This window comes from uncultured Pseudomonas sp., assembly GCF_913777995.1.
Taxonomy (GTDB): Bacteria; Pseudomonadota; Gammaproteobacteria; order Pseudomonadales; family Pseudomonadaceae; genus Aquipseudomonas.
On sequence record NZ_CAJYVE010000017.1, the window covers coordinates 15373 to 41811 of the forward strand.

23 protein-coding genes are annotated in these 26439 nt (G+C 65.9%); 10 read left to right on the forward strand and 13 right to left on the reverse strand.

The annotated features are described in order from the left end of the window. Window positions 1-28: 28 nt before the first annotated feature. Window positions 29-1387: a cell envelope integrity protein CreD gene (gene creD, locus QZ497_RS07400; RefSeq protein ID WP_295472711.1), complete on the forward strand. Its 1359-nt coding sequence runs from the start codon at window positions 29-31 to the stop codon at window positions 1385-1387. 105 nt (window positions 1388-1492) lie between these two features. Here creD and QZ497_RS07405 read toward each other — a convergent pair whose 3' ends face one another. From QZ497_RS07405 to QZ497_RS07415, 3 genes are all read right to left on the reverse strand, one after another. Further along, window positions 1493-2122 carry a glutathione S-transferase family protein gene (locus tag QZ497_RS07405; RefSeq protein ID WP_295472713.1) on the reverse strand — a complete coding sequence of 210 codons (630 nt, stop codon included), beginning with the start codon at window positions 2120-2122 and terminating at the stop codon, window positions 1493-1495. A gap of 83 nt (window positions 2123-2205) precedes the next feature. Further along, complete coding sequence (locus tag QZ497_RS07410; protein WP_295472715.1) at window positions 2206-2919, reverse strand: 3'-5' exonuclease; 714 nt, start codon at window positions 2917-2919, stop codon at window positions 2206-2208. Continuing rightward, entirely contained in the window at window positions 2916-4850 is a 1935-nt protein-coding gene (locus tag QZ497_RS07415) for a DUF294 nucleotidyltransferase-like domain-containing protein (RefSeq protein ID WP_295472717.1), read from the reverse strand. The genes QZ497_RS07410 and QZ497_RS07415 overlap by 4 nt, the downstream gene beginning before the upstream one ends. A gap of 199 nt (window positions 4851-5049) precedes the next feature. On the opposite strand from QZ497_RS07415, the gene QZ497_RS07420 reads away from it, so the two are divergent. Continuing rightward, on the forward strand, window positions 5050-5499 hold the full coding sequence (locus tag QZ497_RS07420) for a response regulator (protein WP_295472719.1): 450 nt from the start codon (window positions 5050-5052) through the stop codon (window positions 5497-5499). Window positions 5500-5569: 70 nt separating this feature from the next. On the opposite strand, the gene QZ497_RS07425 is transcribed toward QZ497_RS07420, so the two are convergent. After that, window positions 5570-7744: a malate synthase G gene (locus QZ497_RS07425; RefSeq protein WP_295472721.1), complete on the reverse strand. Its 2175-nt coding sequence runs from the start codon at window positions 7742-7744 to the stop codon at window positions 5570-5572. A 588-nt stretch (window positions 7745-8332) separates the two neighbouring features. Between QZ497_RS07425 and QZ497_RS07430 the strand changes: the two genes are divergently transcribed. Then, window positions 8333-8845 (forward strand): ACT domain-containing protein, encoded by a 513-nt coding sequence (locus QZ497_RS07430; protein WP_295472723.1) that lies wholly within the window; start codon window positions 8333-8335, stop codon window positions 8843-8845. A 42-nt stretch (window positions 8846-8887) separates the two neighbouring features. Here QZ497_RS07430 and QZ497_RS07435 read toward each other — a convergent pair whose 3' ends face one another. The 8 genes from QZ497_RS07435 to QZ497_RS07470 form a co-directional block, all read right to left on the reverse strand. Further along, complete coding sequence (locus QZ497_RS07435; protein WP_295472725.1) at window positions 8888-9724, reverse strand: hypothetical protein; 837 nt, start codon at window positions 9722-9724, stop codon at window positions 8888-8890. 40 nt (window positions 9725-9764) lie between these two features. After that, complete coding sequence (locus tag QZ497_RS07440; RefSeq protein WP_295472727.1) at window positions 9765-10061, reverse strand: bacteriocin immunity protein; 297 nt, start codon at window positions 10059-10061, stop codon at window positions 9765-9767. Continuing rightward, entirely contained in the window at window positions 10051-11895 is a 1845-nt protein-coding gene (locus QZ497_RS07445; RefSeq protein WP_295472729.1) for an S-type pyocin domain-containing protein, read from the reverse strand. Before QZ497_RS07445 ends, QZ497_RS07440 begins: the two co-directional genes overlap by 11 nt. A 784-nt stretch (window positions 11896-12679) precedes the next feature. Further along, window positions 12680-13567, reverse strand: coding sequence for an EamA family transporter RarD (rarD, locus tag QZ497_RS07450; protein WP_295472730.1), 888 nt, complete (start codon window positions 13565-13567; stop codon window positions 12680-12682). A 67-nt stretch (window positions 13568-13634) separates the two neighbouring features. Further along, entirely contained in the window at window positions 13635-14609 is a 975-nt protein-coding gene (locus tag QZ497_RS07455; protein ID WP_295472731.1) for a serine/threonine protein kinase, read from the reverse strand. A gap of 299 nt (window positions 14610-14908) precedes the next feature. Beyond that, window positions 14909-16810 (reverse strand): PhoX family phosphatase, encoded by a 1902-nt coding sequence (locus QZ497_RS07460; RefSeq protein WP_295472733.1) that lies wholly within the window; start codon window positions 16808-16810, stop codon window positions 14909-14911. Between the two features lie 82 nt (window positions 16811-16892). Continuing rightward, entirely contained in the window at window positions 16893-17657 is a 765-nt protein-coding gene (locus QZ497_RS07465) for a TOBE domain-containing protein (RefSeq protein WP_295472744.1), read from the reverse strand. 218 nt (window positions 17658-17875) lie between these two features. After that, window positions 17876-18610 carry a ComF family protein gene (locus tag QZ497_RS07470; RefSeq protein WP_295472745.1) on the reverse strand — a complete coding sequence of 245 codons (735 nt, stop codon included), beginning with the start codon at window positions 18608-18610 and terminating at the stop codon, window positions 17876-17878. A gap of 99 nt (window positions 18611-18709) precedes the next feature. Here QZ497_RS07470 and bioB point away from each other — a divergent pair, with 99 nt between their 5' ends. The 7 genes from bioB to QZ497_RS07505 all read left to right on the forward strand — a co-directional run bounded on the left by bioB (window position 18710) and on the right by QZ497_RS07505 (window position 24808). After that, window positions 18710-19768, forward strand: a complete 1059-nt coding sequence (gene bioB / locus QZ497_RS07475; RefSeq protein ID WP_295472746.1) for a biotin synthase BioB — start codon at window positions 18710-18712, stop codon at window positions 19766-19768. Window positions 19769-19905: 137 nt separating this feature from the next. Beyond that, window positions 19906-21081 carry an 8-amino-7-oxononanoate synthase gene (gene bioF, locus QZ497_RS07480; protein ID WP_027597422.1) on the forward strand — a complete coding sequence of 392 codons (1176 nt, stop codon included), beginning with the start codon at window positions 19906-19908 and terminating at the stop codon, window positions 21079-21081. Between the two features lie 7 nt (window positions 21082-21088). Further along, on the forward strand, window positions 21089-21814 hold the full coding sequence (locus tag QZ497_RS07485; protein WP_042134626.1) for an alpha/beta fold hydrolase: 726 nt from the start codon (window positions 21089-21091) through the stop codon (window positions 21812-21814). Then, window positions 21795-22592: a malonyl-ACP O-methyltransferase BioC gene (gene bioC, locus QZ497_RS07490; RefSeq protein ID WP_295472756.1), complete on the forward strand. Its 798-nt coding sequence runs from the start codon at window positions 21795-21797 to the stop codon at window positions 22590-22592. The genes QZ497_RS07485 and bioC overlap by 20 nt, the downstream gene beginning before the upstream one ends. 5 nt (window positions 22593-22597) lie before the next feature. Next, complete coding sequence (gene bioD / locus QZ497_RS07495) at window positions 22598-23269, forward strand: dethiobiotin synthase (RefSeq protein WP_295472750.1); 672 nt, start codon at window positions 22598-22600, stop codon at window positions 23267-23269. Between the two features lie 76 nt (window positions 23270-23345). Further along, window positions 23346-24452, forward strand: coding sequence for a hypothetical protein (locus tag QZ497_RS07500; RefSeq protein WP_295472752.1), 1107 nt, complete (start codon window positions 23346-23348; stop codon window positions 24450-24452). An 89-nt stretch (window positions 24453-24541) separates the two neighbouring features. Then, window positions 24542-24808, forward strand: coding sequence for a hypothetical protein (locus QZ497_RS07505; protein WP_027597417.1), 267 nt, complete (start codon window positions 24542-24544; stop codon window positions 24806-24808). Between the two features lie 51 nt (window positions 24809-24859). Here the strand turns inward: QZ497_RS07505 and QZ497_RS07510 are convergent. Then, window positions 24860-26439: methyl-accepting chemotaxis protein (locus QZ497_RS07510; RefSeq protein ID WP_295472755.1), on the reverse strand; the 1580-nt coding region annotated here is incomplete at its 5' end.

Consider the following 26439-nt stretch of genomic DNA (forward strand, 5'->3'; position numbering starts at 1 on the left):
TCTCCCATCGCAATCAGGGAGAGTCCCCATGAATCGAAGCCTGGCCATGAAGTTGGGCATGATCGCCTTGTTGATCATGCTGTTGTTGATCCCGCTGCTGATGATCGGCGGCTTGATCGGTGAGCGGCAGTTACAGCGTGACGGGGTGCTGGATGACATCGCCCGCAGCTCCAGTTACAGCCAGCAGATCACCGGCCCGCTGGTGGTGGTGCCGTACCGCAAGACGGTGCGGGTATGGAAGACCCACGCGCAGAACAACGAGCGTTATCAGGAAACCCAGACTGAGCGGGGCGAGTTGGTGTTCCTGCCTGAGCGCTTCGAACTCGATGGCAAGGTCAGCACCGAGCTGCGCTCACGCGGCATCTATGAAGCGCGGCTGTTCCATGCCGACAGCCGTATCAGTGGGTACTTTCAGTTGCCGGAAAAGCTCGGTCTGGAGGAGGGCTTCGATGACTACCGTTTCGAGCGCCCGTACCTGGCGGTGGGGCTGAGCGACGTGCGCGGCATCGAGAATGCCCTGAGCCTGCAACTCAACGACCAGACCCTGGCATTCGAGCCCGGCACCCGGGTGGCCCGCCTGGGCGATGGCGTCAGCGCCGACCTGCCGATGCTCGACGGCCACCAGGCCGCCCGCCTGGCATTCAGCTTCGACCTCAAGCTGCAAGGCACCGGCCAGCTCAGGGTCACGCCGGTGGGCAAGTCCAGCGAGGTCAGCCTGACCGCCGACTGGCCGCACCCGAGCTTCATCGGCAATTACCTGCCTGCGCAGCGGGAGGTTTCGGCGCAAGGCTTCACGGCACGCTGGCAGACCTCGTTCTTCTCGACCAACCTCGAAGAAGGGCTGCGCACCTGCCTGCATACCGAGAACTGTGAAGGACTGTACGGGCGCAGTTTCGGGGTCAGCTTCATCGAGCCGGTGGACCAGTACCTCAAGAGTGACCGAGCGATCAAATACGCTTTGCTGTTCATCGCGCTGACCTTCGCCGGGTTCTTCCTGTTCGAAGTGCTCAAGAGCCTGGCAGTGCACCCGGTGCAATATGCCCTGGTGGGGGCGGCGCTGGCGCTGTTCTACCTGATGCTGCTGTCGCTGTCCGAACACCTGGGCTTCGCCCTGGCCTACCTGGTGTCGGCCGCTGCCTGCGTGACGCTGATCGGCTTCTATGTCAGCCATGTATTGCGTGGCGCGCGCCACGGCGTGGGCTTCGCCGCAGGGCTGGCGGCGCTGTACGGCCTGCTCTACGGGCTGCTGAGTGCCGAGGACTACGCGTTGCTGATGGGCTCGCTGCTGCTGTTCGGCCTGTTGGGCGTGTTCATGGTGCTGACCCGCAAGCTGGACTGGTACGCCATCGCACCGGGTATCAAGAGTCGCACCGGGGAGCAGCCATGATGCGCACGCAAGGCCTGCTGCGCCAGGAGCGGGACCAGGCGCGCCGGTTGCTGGAGGAGCTGCTCGGCCTGCTGCCCGCATCACCACGGGCAGCCTTGCCAGCGGTCAGGCCGAGGGCTGGGTGGCCTGCATCGAAGGGCGTTTGCTGACTTCGAAGTACCAGTTGGCCAGGCGTGGGTAGCTGTTGCGCCAGTTCAGGTCGGGCTGGCGGAAGTCCAGGTAGCCCAGCGCCGCCGCGACGCTGATGGCGGCGATGTCGAAGTTGGCCGACAGCTCGGTGATCGCGTCCTGCTCGAAATAGGTGAGGGTGCGCTCGATCTTGCGCTGCTGGTTGTCGAGCCAGGGCGCCCAGTGCAGCTCGGCGGGGCGCAGGGCGGTTTCGTAGCGGATCAGCAGGGCGGCATCGAGCAGCGCATCGGCCAGCGAGGCCAGGGTCAGGCGCCGCCAGCGGGCCGGGCCGTCGCGGGGGATCAGCGGCGTGCCGTCGTGCTGGTGATCGAGGTAGTCGAGAATTACCCGGCTGTCGTGGATGACGTTGCCGTCGAGCAACAGCAGCGCCGGGATCTTGCCGGCCGGGTTGTCGAGGTTCAGCTCCGCCGAAGGGCTGACCGGAGTCAGCGTGGTGGGCTTGAGGTCGACCTTGTCGAGTTGCCCGGTTTCGCGCAGCAGGATGAGCACCTTGCGGGCGAAGGGGGAGGCCGGGTTGGTGTACAGGGTCATGGCCGGTGCAGACATGGGCGTTCCTCGTATATGACACTCCATAGCCTAGCCAGCCCCTCGTGGCTCTGCAATCGGGCCAGGGTACGGCACTGCACGGTTCAGAAAGAATGTGACAGCGTGCGCCTTTTCCACTGGTTCAACTGTTGCTCCAGACGTGCCGGGCTGTCGAGCTGCTGGCGCCGCGCGTAGCTGAACAGGATCAGCGCCAGTTCGGCGGTCACCAGGGCGTCGGCGCTGGCGTGGTGGCGCTCTTCGGCGTACAGGCCGAAATGACGGGTCCAGTCGTCCAGGCCGGCCTTGCGCAGGTTGGCCTGCTCGCACAGCATCGGTGCCAGGTCGGCGACGTCCAGGAAGCTGTGTTGCAGGCGGTAGTCCAGGCTTTCCTTCAAGGCCCGGCCAAGCATGTGCTGGTCGAACGGCGCGTGGAAGGCCAGCACCGGGCTGTCGCCGAGGAACTCCATGAAGTCCAGCAGGGCCTCCACCGGGTCGCTGCCGGCGGCGATGGCGCTGGGTGCCAGACCGTGAATCAGCACGGCGGGGCTGACCTTGTGGTCGCTGCGCTGCAGGGTGCATTCGAACTGCTGGCCCAGGTCGATGGCGCCGTCTTCGATGACCACCGCGCCGATGGACAGCACCTGGTCGCGGTTCATGTTCAGGCCGCTGGTTTCCAGGTCGAGCACCACCCAGCGCTGCTCGCGCAGCGGGCGCTCGTCCAGCGCGGCACGGGCGGGCAGGGCGGCGAGGCGCTGCTTCTGGGTGTCATCGAGAGTGGGTTTGCTGACGACGGGGCGCAGCCACTGGAACAGGTTCATAGTTGATAGCGCAGGCTGAGGCTGGTTTGCAGGCGCTGGGCCTGGCGAAAGGATTCGCGCAGGATTCGCCGGTCCAGATGGTTGAGGGTGTCCGGGTCGATGCGGTTGGAGTACGGCAGGTTTTGCCGGCTCTGCAGCTGGTGCTGCTGCATGCGGGTCTGCTGAATGAAGTGGTAGGCCTCTTCGTAGGCCGCGCCATCCAGCGGGTCGATGACTTCGCGCTCCACCAGCTGGCGCAGGCGCTCCAGGGTGTTGATGGCGTCGACGCCGTTGGCCAGGGCCAGCAGGCGCGCACCGTCGACGAACGGCGTCAGGCCCTCGGTCTTGAGGTCCAGGGTGTCTTTGTCGCTGCCCTTGCGGGCCAGCACGAAGTCCTTGAAGCGCCCCACCGGTGGCCGCTGACGCAGCGCGTTTTCGGCCAGCATGCGCTGGAACAGGCGATTGTCGGCGACCTGGTCGAGGATCAGGCGACGCAGGTAGGCGCCGCCGCTCTCTTCGCCCCACACCACGCGCAGGTCGAAATAGATGCTCGACGCCAGCAGGTTTTCGGGCGTCGCTTCACGAATGAACGCCGAGAAGCGCCGCGCCCACTCGCTGCGCGACAGGCACAGCTCTGGGTTGCCGGCCATGATGTTGCCCTTGCACAGGCTGAAGCCGCACTGCGCCAGGGCCTGGTTGATGCGCTCGGCGAGCGGTAGCAGGCGGGTGCGGAACTCTGCGGCCTGCTCGGCGTCTGTCGCTTCGAAGAGAATGCCGTTGTCCTGGTCGGTGTGCAGGGTCTGCTCGCGCCGCCCCTCGCTGCCGAAGCACAGCCAGCTGAAGGGAATGCCGGGGTCGCCCTGTTCTTCGAGGGTCAGTTCGATGACCCGGCAGACGGTGTGATCGTTGAGCAGGGTGATGATCTGGGTGATCTGTGTGGACGACGCGCCGTGCGCGAGCATGCGGTCGACCAATTGCACGATGTCGCCACGCAGATGTACCAGGGTTTCGATACGCGGCGCGTTGCGAATGGTGCGCGCCAGGTGCACCAGGTCGACGCGTTGCAGGGAAAACAGGTCGCGTTCGGAGACCACGCCGCACAGGCGCCCGTCGCGCACCAGGCAGACATGGGCGATGTGTCGGCCGGTCATGGCAATGGCGGCGTCGAAGGCGCTGGCGTCCGGGCTCAGGTAGAACGGCGACGGGCTCATGAACTGTTCGATGCCCTGGCTGAAATCGGCGCTGGCATCCGCCACCGCCTCGCGCAGGTCGCGCAGGGTGAAGATGCCCAGCGGCGCCTGACGCTCGTCGACGATCACGATGCTGCCGACCTGTTGCTCGTGCATCAGCTTGACCGCTTCACGCATGGGGGTGCCGGGGCGGCACATGACCGGGTGGCGCATGGCCAGTTCGCCGAGCCGGGTGTTCAGCGAGTACTGGGTGCCCAGGGTCTCTGCCGCGCGTTGCTGGACCTGCTGGTTGACCTGCTCCAGCAGGCTGCTGACCCCGCGCAGGGCGAAGTCGCGAAAGCAGGTGGAAAGGGAAAACAGTTTGATGAAGGCCTGCTTGTTCAGTTGCAGGCAGAAGGTGTCTTCGGCCGCCAGGTGTTCGGTGCGTGTGGCCCGTTCGCCCAGCAGTGCCGCCAGCGGAAAGCATTCGCCGGTGGTGATTTCGAAGGTGGTTTCGGTGCCGCGGCGTGCCGAATGCGGACGCTCGCCCACCACACGTCCCTGCTTGACGATGTGGAAGTGTTCCACAGGGCCGTCGGCGGGCTTGATGATGCTGTCGCCAGCCGCATAGAAGCGCAGTTGGCATTGCTCGACCAGATACGCCAGGTGCGCGCTTTCCATCTGGTTGAACGGAGGAAAGCGTTGCAGGAACTGCATGGTGCCGTGGATGTTTTGCAGGACAGCGGTTTTTCCTGCCTCGGTGAAGGCATCTGCTTTACTCATGTCGTGCACCGCTTTTTTTGTTGTTCATGACCATGGTCGGTCGCTTGTCGTCCAGTGCCCATTGGACGTAAGTCTATAAGGATGCGAGCCGTGCAGGGCTGCCCAAGGAGTGGCGCGCCGGGTGAGTCAACTGCCTGGCAGCGTCACGGTTTGTTATTGAAGGATTGGCAGAATACGCCCAGGCAATGATGAGATTCCAATGACCGATCACGACATTCTCAGCGACGAGGAACTCGACGCCCTCCAGGAAGTGATGCTGACCCAGACCCGTGAGGTCGCGCAGCGGGTGCTCATCGTCGACGATGACCTAGATGCTCGCGAGCTGCTGGCTGAAATTCTCAACCTCCACGACATCAGTTGCATGACCGCGCCCGGCAGTGCCGAGGCGCTTGAAGTGCTGAACAGCCGCGAGTCCATCGGCCTGTTGATCACCGACCTGCGCATGGCGCCCTGCGATGGCCTGGAGCTGATTCGCCGGGTACGCGATTCTGCCCGCGCGGAATTGCCGATCATCATCGTTTCCGGTGATGCCAGCGTGCGCGACGCCATCGATGCGATGCACCTGAGCGTGGTGGATTTCCTGCTCAAGCCGATCAACACCAAGCAACTGGTGAAGCTGGTCAGGCGCGAGCTGGGCATCAATGCCTGACAACCCCCGTAGAAGCGGCTTCAGCCGCGACAAGCTTGCGGGCTGAAGTCGTTTCTACGGAGGCAGTTCCCTAGCGGTTGGCGGCCTTGAACTCGCGGCGCCGACGGTGCAGCACCGGCTCGGTGTAGCCGTTGGGCTGGCGGGTGCCTTCAAGTACCAGTTCCAGCGCGGCCTGGAAGGCGATGTTGCTGTCGAAGTCCGGCGCCAGCGGGCGGTACGCCGCGTCACTGGCATTCTGCCGGTCCACCACCACGGCCATGCGCCGGAAACTCTCCAGCACCTGCTCGCGGCTGACCACGCCATGGCGCAGCCAGTTGGCGATGTGCTGGCTGGAGATGCGCAGGGTCGCGCGGTCTTCCATCAGGCCGACATCGTTGATGTCCGGCACCTTCGAACAGCCCACGCCCTGGTCGATCCAACGCACCACGTAGCCGAGGATGCCCTGGGCGTTGTTGTCCAGCTCGTTGCGCAGCTCGTCGGCACTCCAGTCGGTGTGCGGCGCCAGGGGGATGGTGAGGATGTCGTCCACCGACGCCGGTTCACGGCGCGCCAGTTCCGCCTGGCGGGCGAACACATCGACCTTGTGGTAGTGCAGGGCATGCAGCACCGCCGCCGTGGGTGAAGGCACCCACGCGGTGTTGGCCCCGGCCAGCGGGTGAGCGATCTTCTGCTCGAGCATCGCCGCCATCAGGTCGGGCATCGCCCACATGCCCTTGCCGATTTGCGCACGGCCCTGCAGCCCGCAGCGCAGGCCAACGTCGACGTTGGAGTTCTCGTAGGCACCAATCCATTTCTCGGCCTTCATCTGCGCCTTGCGCACCATCGGGCCGGCTTCCATGGAGGTGTGGATCTCGTCGCCGGTGCGGTCGAGGAAACCGGTGTTGATGAACACCACGCGTTCGCGGGCGGCCTGGATGCAGGCCTTGAGGTTGACCGAGGTGCGCCGCTCTTCGTCCATGATGCCGACCTTCAGCGTGTTACGCGGCAGGCCCAGTACGCCCTCGACGCGCTCGAACAGCAGGTTGGCGAAGGCCACTTCCTCGGGGCCGTGCATCTTCGGCTTGACGATGTACACCGAGCCGCTGCGGCTGTTGGCCCGCGAGGTGTTGCCCTTGAGGTCGTGGATGGCCACCAGGCTGGTGACCAGGGCGTCGAGAATGCCTTCCGGTACTTCCTGGCCGTCACGGTCGAGAATGGCGTCGATGGTCATCAGGTGGCCGACGTTGCGGATGAACAGCAGCGAACGGCCATGCAGGGTCAGCTCACCGCCGTCTGGCGTGGTGTAGCAGCGGTCGGGGTTCATGGTACGGGTGAAGGTCTGCCCGCCCTTGGTCAGCGTCTCGGCCAGGTCGCCCTTCATCAGGCCCAGCCAGTTGCGGTACACCAGGGTCTTGTCGGCGGCGTCTACGGCGGCAATGGAGTCTTCGCAGTCCATGATGGTGGTCAGCGCCGCTTCCAGGAGGATGTCCTTGACCCCGGCAGCGTCGGTCTGCCCGATGGGGCTGCTGGCGTCGACCTGGATTTCCAGGTGCAGGCCATGGTGCTTGAGCAGCACAGCGATCGGTGCGGCGGCATCGCCCTGGAAGCCGACCAGTTGGGCAGGGTCCTGCAGCAGGGTCTGGCTGCCGTCGCGCAGGGCCACTACCAGCTTGCCGTCGATCAGGTGGTAGGCGGTGGCATCGACGTGCGAGCCGTTGGCCAAGGGTACGGCTTGGTCGAGCAGGGCGCGGCCGAAGGCGATGACCTTGTCGCCGCGCACCCGGTTGTAGCCCGGCCCGCGCTGTGCGCCGCCTTCTTCACCGATGGCGTCGGTGCCGTACAGCGCATCGTATAGCGAGCCCCAGCGGGCATTGGCGGCGTTGAGGGCAAAGCGGGCGTTCATCACCGGCACCACCAGCTGCGGGCCGGCCATGCGGGCGATCTCGTCGTCTACGCCGGTGGTGCTGACGTCCACGCTGCCGGGGTCTGGCAGCAGGTAGCCGATGTCCTGCAGAAAACGCTTGTAGGCCGCCGCATCCAGCGGCTGGTCTGCGTGTTCGCGGTGCCAGGTGTCGATCCTGGCTTGCAGCTCGTCGCGCTTGGCCAGCAAGGCGCGGTTCTTGGGAGCCAGCTCGTGAATCAGTGCATCCGCCCCGGTCCAGAAGGCCGCGGCATCGACGCCGGTCCCGGGGACTGCTTCGTTCTGCACGAAGTCGAACAGGATCTTGGCGACCTGCAGGTCGCCGACTTGAACGTATTCAGTCATTGCACTTGCCTCACTCAGCTCAGCGGTGGAGCGCCCGGTTCGCGAGCACGAAAATTGGAAAGGGTTTACTTATGTAGTGCGCGCCGGGGAATACTACATGAGGAATGCGCGCGTGAAAATGCGACCAAATACGTCATTAAACGACTGGATTTTTCCATTGGGTCACGCATGTCGTGGCGACGTCGTGCGTTGATTGGAGTTTTCCCTACTCAAGCCAATGCCGTTCGATGAGACCGGGTAGGAGTGCCTTCAGCCGCGAAGTCATTCATGTTTGTAGCAAATTGAGTGAATTTCCCGGCGATTTCGCGGCTTAAATGATCAGTATTGCGGCTAGAGCCAATACTGGTCAGTTAGGCCGTGGGAGCGAGCTTGCTCGCGAAGGCGGCGTCACGTTCACAGCAAATTCAGCGACTTTGCCCGCTTTTCGCGAGCAAGCTCGCTCCCACAAAGCCGCAAGGCTCTTAATCGAACAGTATTGCGGCTAGAGCCGCTCCCAGTGTGTCAGTTAACCTTCGGCAAAGGCCAGGCCGCGAGGCCTGCCTATACTTGCCGGAAAGTGTGCTGCGCATCCAACAAGAGGAATTGCCTGTGGATCATTTGGTCGTCACCGTGGTTGCCCCTGACAAACCGGGGCAGGTGGAACGCATCGCCCACTGTATCGCCGAACAGGGCGGCAACTGGCTGGAAAGCCGTATGTCGCGCCTGGCCGGGCAGTTCGCCGGGATTCTGCGCGTCAGCGTGCCAGCAGAGCGCCACGCGCAATTGGTGGCCGCGCTGCACGAGTTGTCGGCCCACGACATTCGTGTGCTGCTCGCCGAAGACAGCGAACAGCAACCCGCCGCCAGCATGCCCATCCACATGTCGCTGGTGGGCAACGACCGCCCGGGCATCGTTCGCGACATCACCCGCCTGCTCGCCGGGCAGGGCGTCAACGTGGAGCGCTTGGTGACCGACGTACACACCGCCCCGATGAGCGGCGAGTGGCTGTTTCGCGCCAACGCCGTACTCGGCGTGCCCCACGGCCTGACCCTGGAAGACCTGCAGGCGCACCTGGAAACCCTGGCCGACGACCTGATGGTGGAGCTGCGCGAAGAGGAATGACGCTGTACGGCGCCGAGACGCGAAGCTCGGCGCCGCCGTTATTCAGGTGGGCGTGGCTGCCCGGCGCAGGAGTGCCTGGAAGGGCGCGTCCTGAGTCAGGTCGACATGGCCGCCCAGCGTTTGCTGAAAGGCCGAGATGGCCTGCTCGATGCTGTTTTTGAGCGTCGCATAGGCTATGTCGACCACGGCGCTGGCCTGCGGCCCCAGAGCCCCGCTGATTGATGTATTGGCCCCAAGCCTGGCGGCCTCGAGGCGGGCCTGTTCTTCAGCCTGGTGCAGCGCCGGCAGGCGCGTCGCTTCCTCTTGCTCGCGCTGTGCTCGTTGCCTGGAGTCTTCGAGCTCCAGGCGAGCGCGTTGACGAGCTTCTTCCACTTGCCTGCGGGCCAGTTCACGCGCGGCCTCTTCAGCCTGTTGCTCGGCCAGACGGCGCGCGGCCTCCGCCGCCAGCCGTTCGGCATGCTGACGGGCCATTTCTTCGGCATGGCGTACGGCGGCCAAATGTTCCTCATGGCGCAGCCGCCCGACGATGGGCGCTACGCGCTGGGCGAACTCGTTCAGGAAGCGCGTGGACTCCAGGACAAAGTGGGCATTCTGGATCGACGGCAGAAGACCGATACCCGTGATGCCCTGGTTACGGTGGTGCAGGTAATGTTCGATGCCAGGCTTGGTGTAAGGCTGGTTGCCCAGAAACTGGCGGGCGTCGGCGATATCCTGCGGAGCAAGCTCGGCGTACTTCCTGTGCGCCAGTTGCTCGGCGGCGATACGGTGGCGGTCGACGACGTGTGAGCCGGGCAGGCCAGGGGTGTGCTCGACCAGCGCGCTGACCTCATGTTGCAGGAAATCAGGTAGCTGGCTGAAGTGATGGTGAAATTCTTCCATGAAGTGTGTCCTCGGTGTGATCGTGTGGTGTTGAGTGATTTCAGTGGTCGGAGCTGTCGCTGTCAGGCGCCTTGAAGCCCGGCTTGCCGTTTTGTGCGCGCCAGTCCTTGATGGACTTCAACACACCGTCAGGGCTGTCCTCCTGGTCGGCTGCGGGCCAGAAGATCAGGTCGGAGCCGGCAGGGTGTCCAGTCACTTTCCTGAAATGAGCTACGAACTTCGTTGTATAGCGATCCAGTGCTTTTCCAGACATGCCCTTCGGGGGGCTAAAGAGCGGGTCTATAAGCGCTCGGAACTCTTGTTCTGTATAATCTTCAAGTTTCTCTTTAAGGTTCATTTTTTTGTGCTCGGTGTAGTTCGATGTGTTGTTTGGGTGTCATGATGATCAAGTTATCGATGTCATACACTTCTCCACCTTTAGCGATTTCCTCGATGTGGTGAATCTCAAAGCGATCCCGTCCGCCTACTTTTCCCTGTTCGGATGTATAAGGCGCATTCGTCAATGCCATTCTGCGTATATTCGTCTCATCGAATTGCTGACTAAGCTCAGGATCACGAGAGACTGCCAACCACACCGCTTGCCTGAACTTGTCAAAACTCGCAAAGCGTCGCCCCCTTAGCTGATCCGCGATATGCGCCGGTAACGGCGCGCCCTGGCCATGAGCCGCTTCGCCCAGCCAGGTGCCGGTCACCGGCTGTCCATAGCCCGTGGCAACGCCCGGTAGACGACGCGGGTCCTTGAACAGCAGGTAGGTGTTCGGCAGGCCGGAGCCTGGTGGGAACACCAGGATGTAGTCGTCTGGTGCGAGGGTGACACCGGGCAGGCTGGTGGCCCAGGCCGGTTGTGGCTCCAGGTCCTGGCCGGGGTCGGCAGGTAGCGCGGGCTGCTGGCCGGGAAACCCGGTGGAACTGTCGGCCGGCTTGTGTAGTGGAGTCCAGATCAGTGCCGGTGTCGTGTCGCCGTCACGGATGAACTCATAGGTATTGTTCTGAAGGTTGTGCGTGACGTTTCGCACGCGCACGCGCTGGCCGGCTTCCAGCCCGTCGGCAAGTGTCCAGCGCGTGATGGCGCCGGCGCCTTCGTCGACCTCGACCAGCCGATAAGGAACCGCGATGCTGCCCCGCGTGTTGCCGACATGTTGCAGATCGACCGCGTCGCTCAGGCCCAACTGAGAGACCGGGCTGGCCAGGATCGGGCTGGGCAGCTCGGCGTCTGCCAGGCTGGGTGAGTAGGCCAGCAGGGAAAAGGCCGATGGTCTTTTCAGCGCTTCGCGCGCGGCCTGGTAGAACAGCTGCTTGCCGATCTGCGTGGCCCTGTCCAGGGCGTCGCTGGAGGCTGGAGCGTTTGCCGGGTGGTCCGCCGTTGCAATCAGCGACCACAGGCGATCCAGTACCGTTGGCGCGGGTGGCGCATCGACAGGCAGGCGTTGCGCGGCCTGTGCTGCCTGCCAGGCTTGGGCGTGGCGTGCCGAGAGCGCTGCGCTGCGGTGCTCCAGGTACACCACAGCCTCGGCCAGCAGCCGGGTTTCGTGGGCGTTGTCGTGTGCCTGCAGCCAGGTCTGGTGGGCCTGCTCGACCCGGGCAGCCTCCCCCAGGCTGCGACTGGCCAGGTAGTGCCGGTATTGCTCAGGCGTAACGGTCGCCAGCTCGGCCTGCCAGTGTTGCGCCTTGAGGTTGCGTTGCTGCAGTTCGGCCTGCTTCTGCGCCAGCAGGTAGTTGATCCTGGTTTTCTCCTCCAGGATCGGGTCCGTGGCCGTCGAAGTACCGAACAGGTCGGCCAGGAAAGGTGTCAGTGCATCGAGCTCTGCGTTCAGCTCGGTGGGCTGGTCGACACTGGCTTGCTCAAGGTGGCGGACGAGTTCGGACTGGAACGTTTGAAAGCTGCTGCTGCGGCTATCCAGCGCCTGTTGCCAGGCCTGCTCGCGCTGTGCACGAGCCTGGGCTTCGGCTTCGAGGCGTGCTTGCTCAGCCAGACGGGCCTGTTCGGCTAGACGCGCCTGCTCGGCCAGTCGTGCCTGCTCCTGCGCATGGGCCAGGGCTTCGGCCTCGGCTTGAGCACGAGCCTGCGCTTGCGCGACCGCCTGGGCCATGGCCAGCTTGCGTCTGCGTTTACTGCCTCGTGACGAACCGGTATTGCTGAAGAATCCACCGGATGGTCCGGCGTGGATCATCCAGCCGCCACCTATGTTGCGGCCCGTAGGAAGTGGGTCTGGCTGGTTCGGGGTGATAATGACAGGTGGAAGTTCCAGGGGGGGCCCGGACGTACCATTTCCTTTTTTCATTTCTTTCCATCCTGGAAATATGGCCGTGCGGGTTCGTGGCGCGGAAAGTTATTCCGGACCTTGATAGGCACGTGCCGTATTGATGAGGTTTTATTGATGGCGGACGTATAAAGCCGTTATCCATCGACCGGTTCAGGATGAAATGAATGCGTTGATAAAGTGCGGTACTTAGTTATCTTGTTTTAGCGTCATTTGATGATTAATTGAGTTGGGGGAGCCGCTTTTAATACCAATACTGGTCAATTAGACCGTTGGAGCGAGCTTGCTCGCGATGGCTGCGTCACGTTCACAGCAGATTCATGGAGTTTACTGACCTGTTCGCGAGCAAGCTCCAACAAAAGCCGAAGAGCTCTTAACTGACCAGTATTAGCTTTAGCCGCGAAAGCGCCAGAAGAATCACTGCCCCTGTTGTGAGTTGCCGCACGGGTCGGGACTCATAGGGGCTGAAGAGCGGAGCCAAGGTTATTCAGGCTTTTCCTGCATACCCCTGTGGATAACCTGGGGAGTCAAGGCGTTGCGCCTTGTGGGGCAAGGCTTGGCGGGGATTGGTCAAAAAAACGGCAATTACCCCCCGCTTGTGCACAATTAGCTTGAGCGAGGCTGTGGATAAGCTTGGGGCAAGCCCTTGCAGGTCTTGTTTATCAAGGGCTGCAAGGGTTTGTTCGTTTTTTGATCAGCTGATTTTGCGCAGTGACCACCAGGCATCCACGCTGTACACCGCCAGGCCAGCCCAGATGAATGCGAAGGCCGCCAGGGTGGAAGGCGCCAGGTGTTCGCCATAGACCAGCACCGCCAGCAGCATCACCAGGGTGGGGGCGATGTATTGCAGGAAGCCCAGCGTGGCATACGGCAAGTGACGCGCGGCGGCGTTGAAGCACACCAGCGGCACCAGGGTCACCGGGCCGGCGGCGGCCAGCCAGAAGATCATCGGGCTGTGGACAACTTCAGGGGTCAGGCTGCTGGCCTCCGGGTGCAGCAGCAGCCAGCCCAGTGCCAGCGGCACCAGCAGCCAGGTTTCCACCACCAGGCCGGGCAGGGCGGCTACCGGGGCCTGCTTGCGGATCAAACCGTAGAAGCCAAAGGTCAGCGCCAGGCTCAAGGACACCCAGGGCAGGCTGCCGACGTGCCACACCTGCTGGGCCACGCCCAGGGTCGCCAGGCCAACGGCCAGCCATTGCAGACGGCGCAGCCGCTCACCGAGCAGCAGCAGGCCCAGCAGCACGTTGACCAGCGGGTTGATGTAGTAGCCCAGGCTGGCTTCGAGCATGCGCTCGTTGTTCACCGCCCACACGTAGATCAGCCAGTTGCTGGCGATCAGCGTGCCGCTGAAGGCCAGGATCGCGAAGCGCTGCGGGTGGGCACGCAGTTCGCGGAACCAGCCGGGGTGTTTCCATACCGCCAGCAGCAGCGCACCGAACAGCGCGGACCACAGCGCGCGGTGGATGATGATTTCCAGGGCCGGCACCGACTGGATGAGTTTGAAGTACATGGGGAACAGGCCCCAGATGATGTAGGCCGACAGGCCCAGAATGTAGCCGTGGCGCGGGTTGGCAGTGTGCATTGCAAAGTCCTTGTAACCGACATCTTGTGATTGTGGTGGTGGGCGCCGTCGGCAGGCGCCGGATGGATCAGAAGCGTTTCAGCGGTTCTTCGCGCAGGGCGGCGAGCTGTTCGCGCAGGGCCAGGATGTGGTCGCCCCAGTAGCGCTCGCTGCCGAACCACGGGAAGCTGTGCGGGAAAGCCGGGTCGTCCCAGCGGCGTGCCAGCCACGCGCTGTAGTGCATCAGGCGCAGGGCGCGCAGCGGTTCGATCAGCGCCAGCTGGCGCGGTTCGAAGTCGTGGAACTCGTCGTAGCCGTCGAGCAGTTCGGCCAGCTGGGTCATGCATTCCTGGCGGTCACCGGCGAGCATCATCCACAGGTCCTGCACCGCCGGGCCCATGCGGCAGTCATCCAGGTCGACGATGTGGAAGACTTCGTCGCGGCAGATCATGTTGCCGGGGTGGCAGTCACCGTGCATGCGCAGGTTGTCGTGCGGGGTGACGGCGTAGGCGTCTTCGATGCGCTTGAGCAGGTCGCGGGCCACCGACTCGTAGGCCGGCAGCAGGTCGCGGGGAATGCAGCCGTTGTCGAGCAGGTAGTTCACCGAGTCGTGGCCGAAGTTCTGCACGGCCAGGGTTTCACGGTGTTCGAACGGGCGGGTGGAACCGACGGCATGCAGGCGGCCGAGCAACTGGCCCAGGCGGTACAACTGGTCAAGGTTGCCCGGCTCCGGAGCGCGGCCACCGCGACGGGGGAACAGGGTGAAGCGGAAATCGGCGTGTTCGAACAGGGTACGGCCCTGGTGCTCCAGGGGCGCAACCACCGGCACCTCCACGGCTTGCAGTTCGGCGGTGAAGCGGTGTTCTTCGAGAATCGCCTCGTTGCTCCAGCGCCCGGGGCGGTAGAACTTGGCGATCAGCGGCTGCTCGCCTTCGATGCCTACCTGGTACACACGGTTTTCGTAACTGTTGAGGGCCAGGACCCGGGCGTCGCTGAGAAAGCCGATGCTTTCCACGGCATCGAGAACCAGGTCGGGGGTGAGTGCTGCGAAAGGATGAGACATGCGGGCTCCTATGCGCAACGAACCGCTGCGTAGACCGCTGATGGTAACGCAGGCGGCGGTGTCGTCGCAGCCGATTGGCCGGCACAGGTAGCGGCAAATTCGCCGTTACAGCAGTTCACCCTGTGGGAGCGGCTTGAGCCGCGAAAGACTTCCCGGCTGAAACCGATCCCACAGGTTGGCGAAAGCGGCGTCATGCTCGCATCCGGTGTCGGCTTTTTCGTGAGCAAGCTCGCAACAAAAGCCGGCCTCTTCGCGAGCACGCTGCAACAAGAGCACAGGCGCGCGATTCACCTGCGTGTTCAGGCGCCGATGATGCCGCCGTCGTCGCGGGTGATCGCCATCACCGAGGAGCGTGGCTTGCCGTTGGGCAGGTGCTCGGGGAAGGTCGAGCCGCCGTTCTCGCCCGGGTGCTGGATGCCGACGAACATCGTCTTGTAGTCCGGCGCAAAGCTGATGCCAGTGACCTCGCAGCCGATCGGCCCGACCATGAAGCGGCGAATCTCGCCGCTGCGCGGGTCGGCGCAGAGCATCTGGTTGTTGCCCATGCCGGCGAAGTCGCCCTTGTCGCTGGTGTCGCCGTCGGTGAGGATCCACAGCCGCCCGGCGGCGTCGAAGCCCAGGCCGTCGGGGCTGTTGAACATGTTCTGCGCGGTGACGTTACTGGAACCGCCTTGCGGCGTGCCGGCATGCACGGTCGGGTTGCCGGCGACCACGAACAGGTCCCACTCGAACTCCATGGCCGAGGCGTTATCGCCGGCTTCACGCCAGCGCAGGATCTGCCCGTACTGGTTCTTCGCCCGCGGGTTGGGGCCGCCGACCGGTTGGCCGTCGTCGCCGCGTTTGACGTTGTTGGTCAGGGTGCAATACACCTGGCCATCCTTGGGGCTGACCACGATCCACTCCGGGCGGTCCATGCGCGTGGCCTTGACCACGCTGGCAGCCATGCGGGCATGAATCAGCACTTCGGCCTGGTTGTTGAAGCCGGCGGCGGCGTCCAGGCCGTTCTTGCCGTGGGTCAGCTCGATCCAGCGGCCCTTACCCTTCGGATGGTCCGGGTTGCCGTCGCCGCCATCGAACTGCGCCACGTACAGGGTGCCGTGGTCGAGCAGGTCGCGGTTGGCCTTGGCGTCCTTGTGGTTGATCTTGTCGCGGCTGATGAACTTGTAGATGAACTCGCCGCGCTCGTCGTCGCCCATGTACACCACGGCGCGGCCACCGCGGGTTTCCGCCAGGGCCGCGTTCTCATGCTTGAAGCGGCCCAGGGCGGTGCGCTTGACCGGTGTGGACTTGGGATCGAAGGGGTCGATTTCCACCACCCAGCCGTGACGGTTGATCTCGTTGGGGTTCTTCGCCACGTCGAAGCGTGGGTCGTGCACGTGCCAGTTGATCTCCTTGCTGGCGGCCACCACGCCATAGCGCTTCATGCCGGCGTCGAACTTCTGCTGCGGGTCGCTGCTGCCGAAGCAGTCGGTGAAGTTCTCTTCGCAGGTCAGGTAGGTGCCCCATGGGGTCTTGCCGTTGGCGCAGTTCTGGAAGGTGCCCAGCACATGGCGGCCGCTGCTGTCGGCGGCGGTCTTCAGCCATTCGTGGCCAGCGGCGGGGCCGCTCAGGGTGATCGGCGTGTTGCCGTGGATGCGGCGGTTGTAGCGCGAACCCTGGACGAACTGCCACTGGCCTTTGACGCGCTGGATCTCGATCACCGAGACGCCTTCGGCGGCCAGGGCCTTGCGCACTTCCTCGGCGGAGGTCGGTTCCTTGCCGTGGTCAAAGAGGTAGCGGTAGTTGGTGTATTCGTTATTGATCGCCAGCAGTGCGTGGTCCGGCTTGCCGGGGATCGGGAACAGGCTCATTCCGTCGTTGTTGTCACCGAACTGCACTTCCTGAGCTTCAGCCGTGCCTTTGCCAGAGGGGTCGAAGGCCGGGCCATCGGCGTGCAGCGGCTGGCCCCAGCTGATCAGTACGTTGGCCTTGTAGCCGGGCGGCAGGCTGATGTTGTCGTCGCCGCTGGCCTTGATGCCGGTGAAGCCCAGCAACTGGCTGTTGCCTTCGCTGACACCCACGGCCAGGGCGCTGCGGCTGAGCAGGTCGCCGCCGAGGAACAGCGCCGCACCACACAGGGTTCCGGCGCCGATGAAGCTGCGGCGGGTGAGGCCAACCATCTTCTCGAGGTCGGTGGATTGGTGGTCTTTTAATAGTTTCATCATCACGGCTCCCACGAATATGGCCGTAACATTAAGTGACCGTCATGACGAAATTGTGTCGACCGGGTGACGACAACTCCCCCTACACCACCGTACCCAACAGCACCTGGGCCGGTGCGAACTGCGCGACCACGCCGCTGCCGGCCCTGAGCCCCAGCGAATGCACGCGGGCCGGCGCGGCCAGGGCGCAGAGCACCTGGCCGCCGGGCAGCGCGATGCGCACTTCGCTGGGGCCGCCATGGGCTTCGACCACGGTGTCGATCTCGCCGTGCAGGGCGTTGTAGCCAGCCGCAGGCGCGTGATCGGCGGCCAGCAGGTCGAGCCAGCCGGCCTTGATCAGCGCCATCACTTCGGCGCCGGGACGCAGCTCCAGGCGCTGGCTGCTGTCGTGGGTGATCTGCGCGTCTATCAGGCCACCACCGGCCAGCTCCAGGCTGACCAGGTCGTTGAGGCCCTGGCGCTGAATGTCCTTGATGTGCCCCAGCAACTGGTTACGGGCACTGGTGCGCAGGGTCAGGCGGCTGAGCAGCTCCAGGTCGGCGCCGTCTTCGGCGGCTTCCAGCAGCTGGGTTTGCAGCGCTTGCAGGCGTTGGTACAGGCGCAACACGCGTTCACCTTCCGGCGACAGCTTGGCGCCGCCACCGCCCCGCCCGCCGACGCTGCGCTCCACCAGCGGGTGGTTGGACAGGTTGTTGAGTTCATCGATGGCATCCCAGGCGGCCTTGTAGCTCAGGCCGGCGCTCTTGGCGGCGCGGGTGATGGAGCCCTGTTCGGCGATGTGCTGCAACAGGGCCAGGCGTTGCGGGCGACGGACGATGTACTGGCTTAGCGAGGGCGATAGCGACATGGGTACGGCTGCATGGCGGGTGATGGCGTGAGTCTAGGGTAATCCCGGCTAAAGCCAATACCGTTCGCTTAAGCGGCATGTGGCCCGGTGGGAGCGGCTTTAGCCGCGAAAGCGCCAGGAAAATCACTGCATCTGCTATGAACAGGCGGTCGCTTCGCGGCTGAAGCCGCTACTACCCGGCCAAACTGACCCGTATTGTGTTCAGGGGCGTGGCGGCTTCAGTCCTGCGGCGCAGGGGTACGGGCCAGGCAATAGACGTCGACGCGCCGTGCCCCGGCATCGAGCAACTGGCGGGCGAGGAGTTGCGCGGTGGTGCCGGTGGTGAGTACGTCGTCGACCAGCGCCAGGTGTCGGCCCGCGATGCTCGCCGGGTCCGCCAGAGCGAAGGCCCCGGCGAGGTTGCGGCGCCGCGCCTTGGCGTCCAGGCCCTGCTGGGGCGGGGTGTCGCGCACTCGCTGCAGTTGCCGTTCATCCACCGTCAGGCCCAGCGCCTTGCCCAGCCAGCCGGCCAGCATGGCCGACTGGTTGAAGCCCCGCTGGCGCAGGCGTGCACGGGCCAGGGGCACCGGCAGCAAGGCATCGGGGCGCTGCAGGCCTTCGTCGAAGCGGTGCTGAAGGTACAGGCCCAGCAGGTCGGCGAGCAGCTTGCCCAGCGGCCACTGGCTGTGGTGCTTGAAGCGGGTGATCAGGCGGTCGACGACGAATTCGTAACGCCAGGGTGTGGCGACGGTGGTGAAGGCCGGTGGCCGCTGGTCGCAGGAGCGGCAGCAGGTCGAAGGCGCATCGAGGGGCAGGGCGCAGCGGCTGCACTGCTCGCCAAGCCAGGGCAGTCCGGCTTCACAGGCTACGCAGATGCACAACGTGGTGTCGCTGGGTTCGTCACATAACAAACAGGTCTGTTTGTTTTTTAACCAGATGTAAACCTGATTATATTCGTATGGTTGACAGAGCATGGCCGCTCCCTGACTATGCCGGAAATCTTGCCGGACAACCGTGTCGTGCGTGGGGTCTTTGCCCCGGCGCGTCGTCCATTCCCCTACAAGGAGCCGCCGATGAGCGCCAGCACTACAGCTACCCTGCGTCACGACTGGACTTTAGCCGAGGTCAAGGCGCTGTTTCAGCAGCCGTTCAATGACCTGCTGTTTCAGGCGCAGACAGTGCACCGCGCGCATTTCGACGCCAACCGCGTACAGGTTTCCACGTTGCTGTCGATCAAGACCGGCGCCTGCCCCGAGGACTGCAAGTACTGCCCGCAGTCGGGCCATTACAACACCGGTCTGGACAAGCAGAAGCTGATGGAAGTGCAGAAGGTGCTGGAAGAGGCCGCACGGGCCAAGGCCATCGGCTCCACGCGCTTCTGCATGGGGGCGGCCTGGAAGCACCCTTCGGCCAAGGACATGCCCTACGTGCTGGAAATGGTCAAAGGCGTGAAGGCCATGGGCCTGGAAACCTGCATGACCCTCGGCAAACTCGACCGCGAGCAGACCGAAGCCCTGGCCGAAGCCGGCCTGGACTACTACAACCACAACCTCGACACCTCGCCGGAGTTCTACGGCAGCATCATCACCACCCGTACCTACAGCGAACGCCTGCAGACCCTGGCCTACGTGCGCGACGCGGGCATGAAGATCTGCTCCGGTGGCATTCTTGGCATGGGCGAGTCGCTGGACGACCGCGCCGGCCTGCTGATCCAGCTGGCCAACCTACCCGAGCACCCCGAGTCGGTGCCGATCAACATGCTGGTCAAGGTCCAGGGCACCCCACTGGCCGAGGAAAAGGACGTCGATCCCTTCGACTTCATCCGCACCCTGGCGGTGGCGCGCATCCTCATGCCCAAGTCCCATGTGCGCCTGTCCGCCGGTCGCGAGCAGATGAACGAGCAGATGCAGTCCCTGGCCTTCCTGGCCGGCGCCAACTCCATCTTCTACGGCGAGAAGCTGCTGACCACCGGCAATCCCCAGGCCGACAAGGACATGCAGCTGTTCGCCCGCCTCGGCATCCAGCCCGAAGCCCGCGAAGAACACGCCGACGAGGTGCACCAGGCCGCCATCGAGCAGGCCCTGGTGGAGCAGCGCAACGGCGAACTCTTCTACGACGCCGCCACCGCCTGACCCCTGCCGTTCCCCTCTCCCCCTGGGAGAGGGCCGGGGTGAGGGTAAACCACCGCCCAACCCGCGCTCCAGACCACCCCCTCTCCCCTCGCGAGAGGGCTGGGGTGAGGGGCCTTCCAACGCTACCGAGACTCCCCATGGCCTTCGACCTCGCCGCCCGCCTGGCCCAGCGTCACGCCGAGCACCTCTATCGGCGCCGCCCTTTGCTGGAAGCGCCCCAGGGCCCCGAGGTGGTGGTGGATGGCGAGTCCCTGCTGGCCTTCTGCAGCAACGACTACCTGGGCCTGGCCAATCATCCCCAGGTGATCGCCGCCCTGCGCGCGGGCGCCGAGCGCTGGGGCGTGGGCGGCGGCGCCTCGCACCTGGTGATAGGCCACAGCGGTCCGCATCACCAGGTCGAAGAAGCCCTCGCCGACCTCACCGGGCGGCCACGCGCCCTGCTGTTCTCCACCGGCTACATGGCCAACCTGGCAGCCGTCACCGCCCTGGTCGGGCGTGGCGACACCGTGCTGGAAGACCGCCTCAACCATGCCTCCCTGCTCGACGCCGGCCTGCTCAGCGGCGCGCGCTTCGGCCGCTATCTGCACAACGACCCGGCCAGCCTGGCCACGCGCCTAGCCAAGGCCGAGGGCGACACCCTGGTGGTCACCGACGGCGTCTTCAGCATGGACGGCGATCTGGCCGCCCTGCCCGAGCTCTGCGAGGTCGCCCAGCGCCACGGCGCCTGGACCCTGGTGGACGATGCCCACGGCATCGGCACCCTGGGCGCCAGCGGCGGCGGCATCGTCGAGCACTTCGGCCTGGATCAGGGCCAGGTCCCGGTGCTGGTCGGCACCCTGGGCAAGGCCTGCGGCACCGCCGGGGCCTTTGTCGCCGGCAGCGAGGAACTGATCGAGACACTGATCCAGTTCGCCCGCCCCTATATCTACACCACCAGCCAGCCGCCGGCGGTGGCCTGCGCCACCCTCGCCGCCCTGCAGCTCGTCCGTGAGGAGGGCTGGCGCCGTGAGCTTCTGCACACTTTGATCCAGAGATTCCGCAGGGGCGCGACGGCCCTCGGCCTGGACCTTATGCTCAGCGCCACGCCGATCCAGCCGATCCTGGTCGGCGACAGCGCGCGCGCCCTCGCACTCTCCGCCGCCCTGCGCCGACGCGGGATCCTGGTCACCGCCATCCGACCGCCCACCGTACCGGCCGGCAGTGCCCGCCTGCGGGTGACCCTGACGGCGGCCCATCGCGAAGCGCACGTGGACCTCTTGCTCGACGCTCTGGCCCAGGCCATGGCCGAATTACCGCCTGACGCGGATAAGTGACCGACCAATGCGCGATACCCTGATCTTGCTGCCCGGCTGGGGCCTGGGCAGTGCTCCGCTGGAGCCCCTGCGTGACGAACTCGTCGAGCAGGCCCCCTTTCTCGACGTGCTGATCGAGCCGCTGCCGGCCCTGGCCGACACCCAGGACTGGTTCACCGACCTGGAAGCCCGCATCGCCGAAGGCGGCTGGCTGGCCGGCTGGTCGCTGGGCGGCATGCTCGCCAGCGAATTCACCCTGCGCCGCCCCCAGGGCGTGCACGGTCTCATCACCCTGGCCAGCAATCCCTGCTTCGTCGCCCGCGCCGGCTGGCAGACCGCCATGGCGCGCAGCGTCTTCACCGACTTCTTCGAGGCCTGCTCGCTGGACGCCGAGCAGACCCTCAGGCGCTTCACCCTGCTGGTGGCCCAGGGCGCCCGCGACAGCCGCACCCTCGCCCGCCAGTTGCAGGTGACCCTGCCGGAGATCGAGCCCGAGGTGGTCATCGCCGGCCTGGAGTTGCTGGCACGCCTGGACACCCGCGCCGCCCTGCAGGCCTTCAGCGGTCCCCAGCTGCACCTGTTCGGCGCCCACGACGCCCTGGTGCCGGCCGCGGCGGCCCAGGCCCTGCGCGACGAGCTGCCCAATGCCCAGGTCGAGGTCCTGGAGCACGCCAGCCATGGCCTGCCCCTGGAACGCCCGGACGAGGTGGCCACCCGTATCCGTGAATTCATCTATGCAGGACGCGATGGCTGACGTATTGCCCGACAAGCGCCAGGTGGCGCTGTCCTTTTCCCGCGCCGCCGCGCAGTACGACGGCGCCGCCCTGCTGCAACGCCGGGTCGCCGACGGCCTCTTCGCCCGGCTACCGGTTCTTGACCCGCAACGCTGGCTGGACCTGGGCAGTGGCACCGGCTATTGCAGTCGCGCCCTGGCCCGCCGTCATCCGCAGGCCGAAGGCCTGGCCCTGGACCTGGCGCCCGGTATGCTCCGCCACGCCCGCGCCCAGGGCGCCGGTGCCGGCCACTACCTGACCGCCGACGCCGAACGCCTGCCGCTGCGGGCGGAGAGCTGCGATCTGATCGTCTCCAGCCTGGCCCTGCAGTGGTGTCCGGACCTGCCCAGGGTGCTCGCCGAGGCGCGGCGCATCCTACGCCCGGGTGGCGTGCTGGCCTTCAGCAGCCTGGTCGCCGGCACCCTCGACGAACTGCGCCAGAGCTGGGCCCGGGTGGACGACCAGGTGCACGTCAATCGCTTCCGCCCCCAGACGGCCTATGTCGCCGCCGCCCAGGCCAGCGGCCTGCAGCGGCTAACGCTGGAGGTCGCGCCCGAGCGGCTGCACTTCCCCGATCTGCGCGCCCTGACCCAGCACCTCAAGGCCATCGGCGCCCACAACCTCAACCAGGGACGTCCCCAGGGCCTCACCGGTCGCCAGCGCCTGGCCGCCTTCACCCAGGCCTACGAGAGCCTGCGCGAGCCCGCCGGCCTGCCCGCCACCTACCAGGTGATCCACGTCCTGCTGCGCAAGGAATGACCCCCATGTCCGCCTACTTCGTCACCGGCACCGACACCGAGATCGGCAAGACCACCATCGCCGCCGGCCTGCTGCACCGGGCCCGGCTGCAGGGTCTCGCCACCGCCGGGGTCAAGCCGGTGGCCTCCGGCTGCGAACGGACCGCCGCGGGCCTGCGCAACGGCGACGCCCTGGCCCTGCTCGGCGAGACCTCGCTGCCGCTCGACTACACCGACATCAATCCCTTCGCCCTGGAACCCGCCATCGCCCCGCATCTGGCAGCCCGCGAAGCCGGCATCGACCTCAGCGTCGCCGCCCTGGCCGCCCCGGTGCGGCGGATCCTGGCGCTGCAGGCCGACTTCACCCTGGTGGAAGGCGCCGGCGGCTGGCGCGTGCCCCTGGCCGGCCGGGAGTCCCTGTCCGATCTGGCCCGCGAGCTGGGTCTGCCGGTCGTCCTGGTGGTGGGCGTGCGCCTGGGTTGCATCAACCACGCCCTGCTCAGCGCCGAGGCCATCCTCGCCGACGGCCTGACCCTGGCCGGCTGGGTGGCCAACTTGGTGGCACCGGCCACCCTGCGCCTGGACGACAACCTGGCCACCCTGCACGAACGCCTGCCGGCGCCCTGCCTGGGCACGGTGCCGTACCTGGCCGCGGCCACGCCGGCGGCGGTCGCCGCGCACCTGCGCCTGCCCGGCTGATATCAGTCTTTCGGGCGATGGCCGGTGGGCCAGGCCGGCGGCAGACTGCCCTGTCTGCCGCTGCCGGATCGCCCGAGTGCCTACCTTCAAGTTCCTGACCTGCCTGGGCCTGCTCGGCCTGACCAGCACCACCTGGGCGCTGGACAACCAGACCCGCGTGGAGCAGCGCGGCGAGCGCCTCGGCGCCTTCCTGAGCCAGGCGCCGGATACCCGCCAGGGCACCCTGGAGGTCAGCCAGAGCGGTCGTGCCAGCCAGGCCTATCTCACCCAGAGCGCCTCCCAGGGCGACCGTACCCGCGTCGAGCAGGGCGGCGTGGGCAACTTCACCAATGTCACCCAGGCCGCCGGTGGTGCGCGCGAGGTCAGCATCGACCAGCGCGAAGCCAGCCAGAGCCACGCCTATGTCTACCAGGGCCATGGCCAGCGCAATACGGTGGAGATCGTCCAGCGCGGCCTGCTCGACGAAGCCCTGGTGCGCCAGGGCGGTGACGACCAGCGGCTGCGCATCGAGCAGGAGGGCGCGCGCAACGGGCTGAATCTGTTCCAGGACGGTCGCGACAGCGCGGCGCGACTCAGGCAGGTGGGCGAGGATCATCTCCAGGACGTGCTGAGCCTGGGCACGCGCAACGAGGTCGAGCTGCTGCAGGGCGGCGCCGCCAACCGGGCGGTGGTCGAGCAGCGCGGCGACGACAACCGGGCCGGCGCTCGCCAGGGCGCGCGGCAGCAGGACGTCCAGCTGATCCAGATCGGCAACCGCAACCAGGCGGCGGTGCAGCAGAACGGCCTCGACGCCAGCCCCCAGCGCGTCAGCGCGCGGCAACTCGGCGACGACAATGCCGTCCAGGTGAATCTGACCGGCAATGGCAACCGCCTCGAGCTGCAGCAACAGGGCAATCGCAACAGCGCCGGCGTCCTGATCGGTGGTGAGGATTCGCGCCTGACCCTGACTACCCAGGGCAACGACAACGAGATCAGTGCGGTCGGGGTGGGCGACAACCTCGAGCTGAGCGTCGAGCAACTGGGCGATGGCCATCTGCTGCAGGCAGGACTGGCCAGCGATGCGCGCGTCAGCGTCAGCCAGCAGGGCGCCAGCCAGTACGCCTCCATCAGTCAGGCCGGTGCGGGCAACAGTCTCGACCTGCGCCAGAGCGGGCAGGGCAATCGGGCGACGATCCAGCAATAGCCGGACACAGGCGGTGACAGGGACTGCTGGTTCTTTGGCGTCAAAGCTGCTTCAATAGCCCTTTGACATCACCGTCGAGGACCCTGTCCATGAACGTGACTTCAAGCAATTCGCTCTATGCCGGGGTGCAGGCCTACCAGAACGGTAGCCGCACGGTCGAAAAGGCCGGTGCCGCCCTCGCCTCCCAGACGGCGCGCAACGAACAGGAAGCCCTGGGCGCGACCACCAACAGCCAGGCCGATCTGGCCAGCGAGCTGGTCAATCTGGATGTCGGCAAGTACCAGGCGCTGGCCGGTACCAAGGTCATGCAGGCCTCGCAGGAAACCCTGGGCCGGCTGCTCGATACCCGGGCTTGATCAGAAAGCTTTGAGTAGAAGGGGCGCCCTGAAAGGCGCCCCTTTTGCGTGCTAGCCCAGGCGGAAGCGGGTGGTGTTGGCAGTCAGGGTGCGGCTGCCCGCCTCCAGACCCACCGCCGTGCTCTGCACCGTGCGCGCGTTGCCGAGCAGATCGGCCGCGGCGCCATCGATCTGCTGGATATTGCCACTGACCTGGTCGGCGGTGACCGCCTGCTGTTCGGCGGCGGTGGCGATCTGCACCAGGGTGTCGGAGACGCCCTGCACCGACTCGGCGATCTCTTCCAGCCGCCGCCCCAGCCCGGTGATCGACTGGGCATCGCTGGCGGCCTGGCCGCAGGCCTCCTGCATCAGGGACACGGCCTGGGCCACGGTGCCGCTCAGGCTGCCGACGGTCCCGGCGATCTGCGCCGTGGAGGCCTGGGTGCGCTGCGACAGCGAACGTACCTCGTCGGCGACCACCGCGAAGCCCCTTCCCTGGTCACCGGCCCGGGCCGCCTCGATGGCGGCGTTGAGCGCCAGCAGGTTGGTCTGTTCGGCGATGCCGCGGATGACGTCCACCACCTGCTGGATCTGCCCGGCCTGGGCATTGACCTGGGCCATGGCCGCAGCTGTCTCGTCCAGGCGCTGGTTGAGGCGCTGGATGCTGGCGGTGGTCTGGCGACTGTCGCTCTGGCTGGCCTCGGCGATGCCGCGCATCTGCTCGGCGCGCCCGGCGGCCTCTTCGCAACTCTGCGCCACGCCCTGGGCGGTGGCGGCCAGTTCGGTGGCGGCGGTGGCGATCTGGGTGATCTGCTGGCGCTGGGCTTCGACGGCGCCGAGCGCCGCCTCGGCCTGCTGACCCAGCTCCCCGGACGCCGTGCCCACCTGGCGACTCTCCTGCTCGACCGCCTGCAGACTGCCGCGCAGCTGCACCACGGCCAGGTCCAGCGCGCGGCCGATCTCGGCCAGTTCGTCCTGGCCAGTCACCTGGGCCGAACGGGTCAGGTCGCCGTCACGCAGGCCTTCGGCCAAGTTGGTGATGCGCCGGGCGCTGCCGCGAATGGCGGCCTGCATGCACAGCAGCAGGTAGCAGGTCACCACCAGCAGCAGGCCGAAGCCGGCGGCGATGGCGGCAAAGCTGCGCACGGCATCGGCGCCATAGTATTGCAGCCGTTGGTCCAGATTCTTCAGGGTCTGCTGGCGGAAGGTCTGCAGACCCTGCAGGACCCCGTCCAGGGTGGTTTCGAACTGCTCCGGCTTGAGCGTGATCTCGCCGCCGAACACTCCCTGATCGAGGGTCTTGAGACTGGCGTCCAGCTGGCTGCTGAGCTTCTGGTAATCATCCTTCCAGCCGGCCATGTCGGCGGGCAGCTTGTTGCCGAGCAGCACGGCGACCTTGGCCAGGCTCTCGCTGGAATCGCCGACGCGGGCGCGCAGGTCGCGCAACTGCAGGCGGCTCTGCAGGCTGAACTGGCCGGAGACCACACTGGCCTGACCGACGCTGGCCAGGCGGCCGAGGCGCTCATACAACTCGACCGACTGGGTGGTGCCGATCTGCATCAGCAGGTAGGTTTCCATCCAGGGATCGAGGATGAGGCCGCTGTCCAGGGCGATCTCCTCGCGCAGCGCCTGCACGGCGCCCAGGGCGGCGG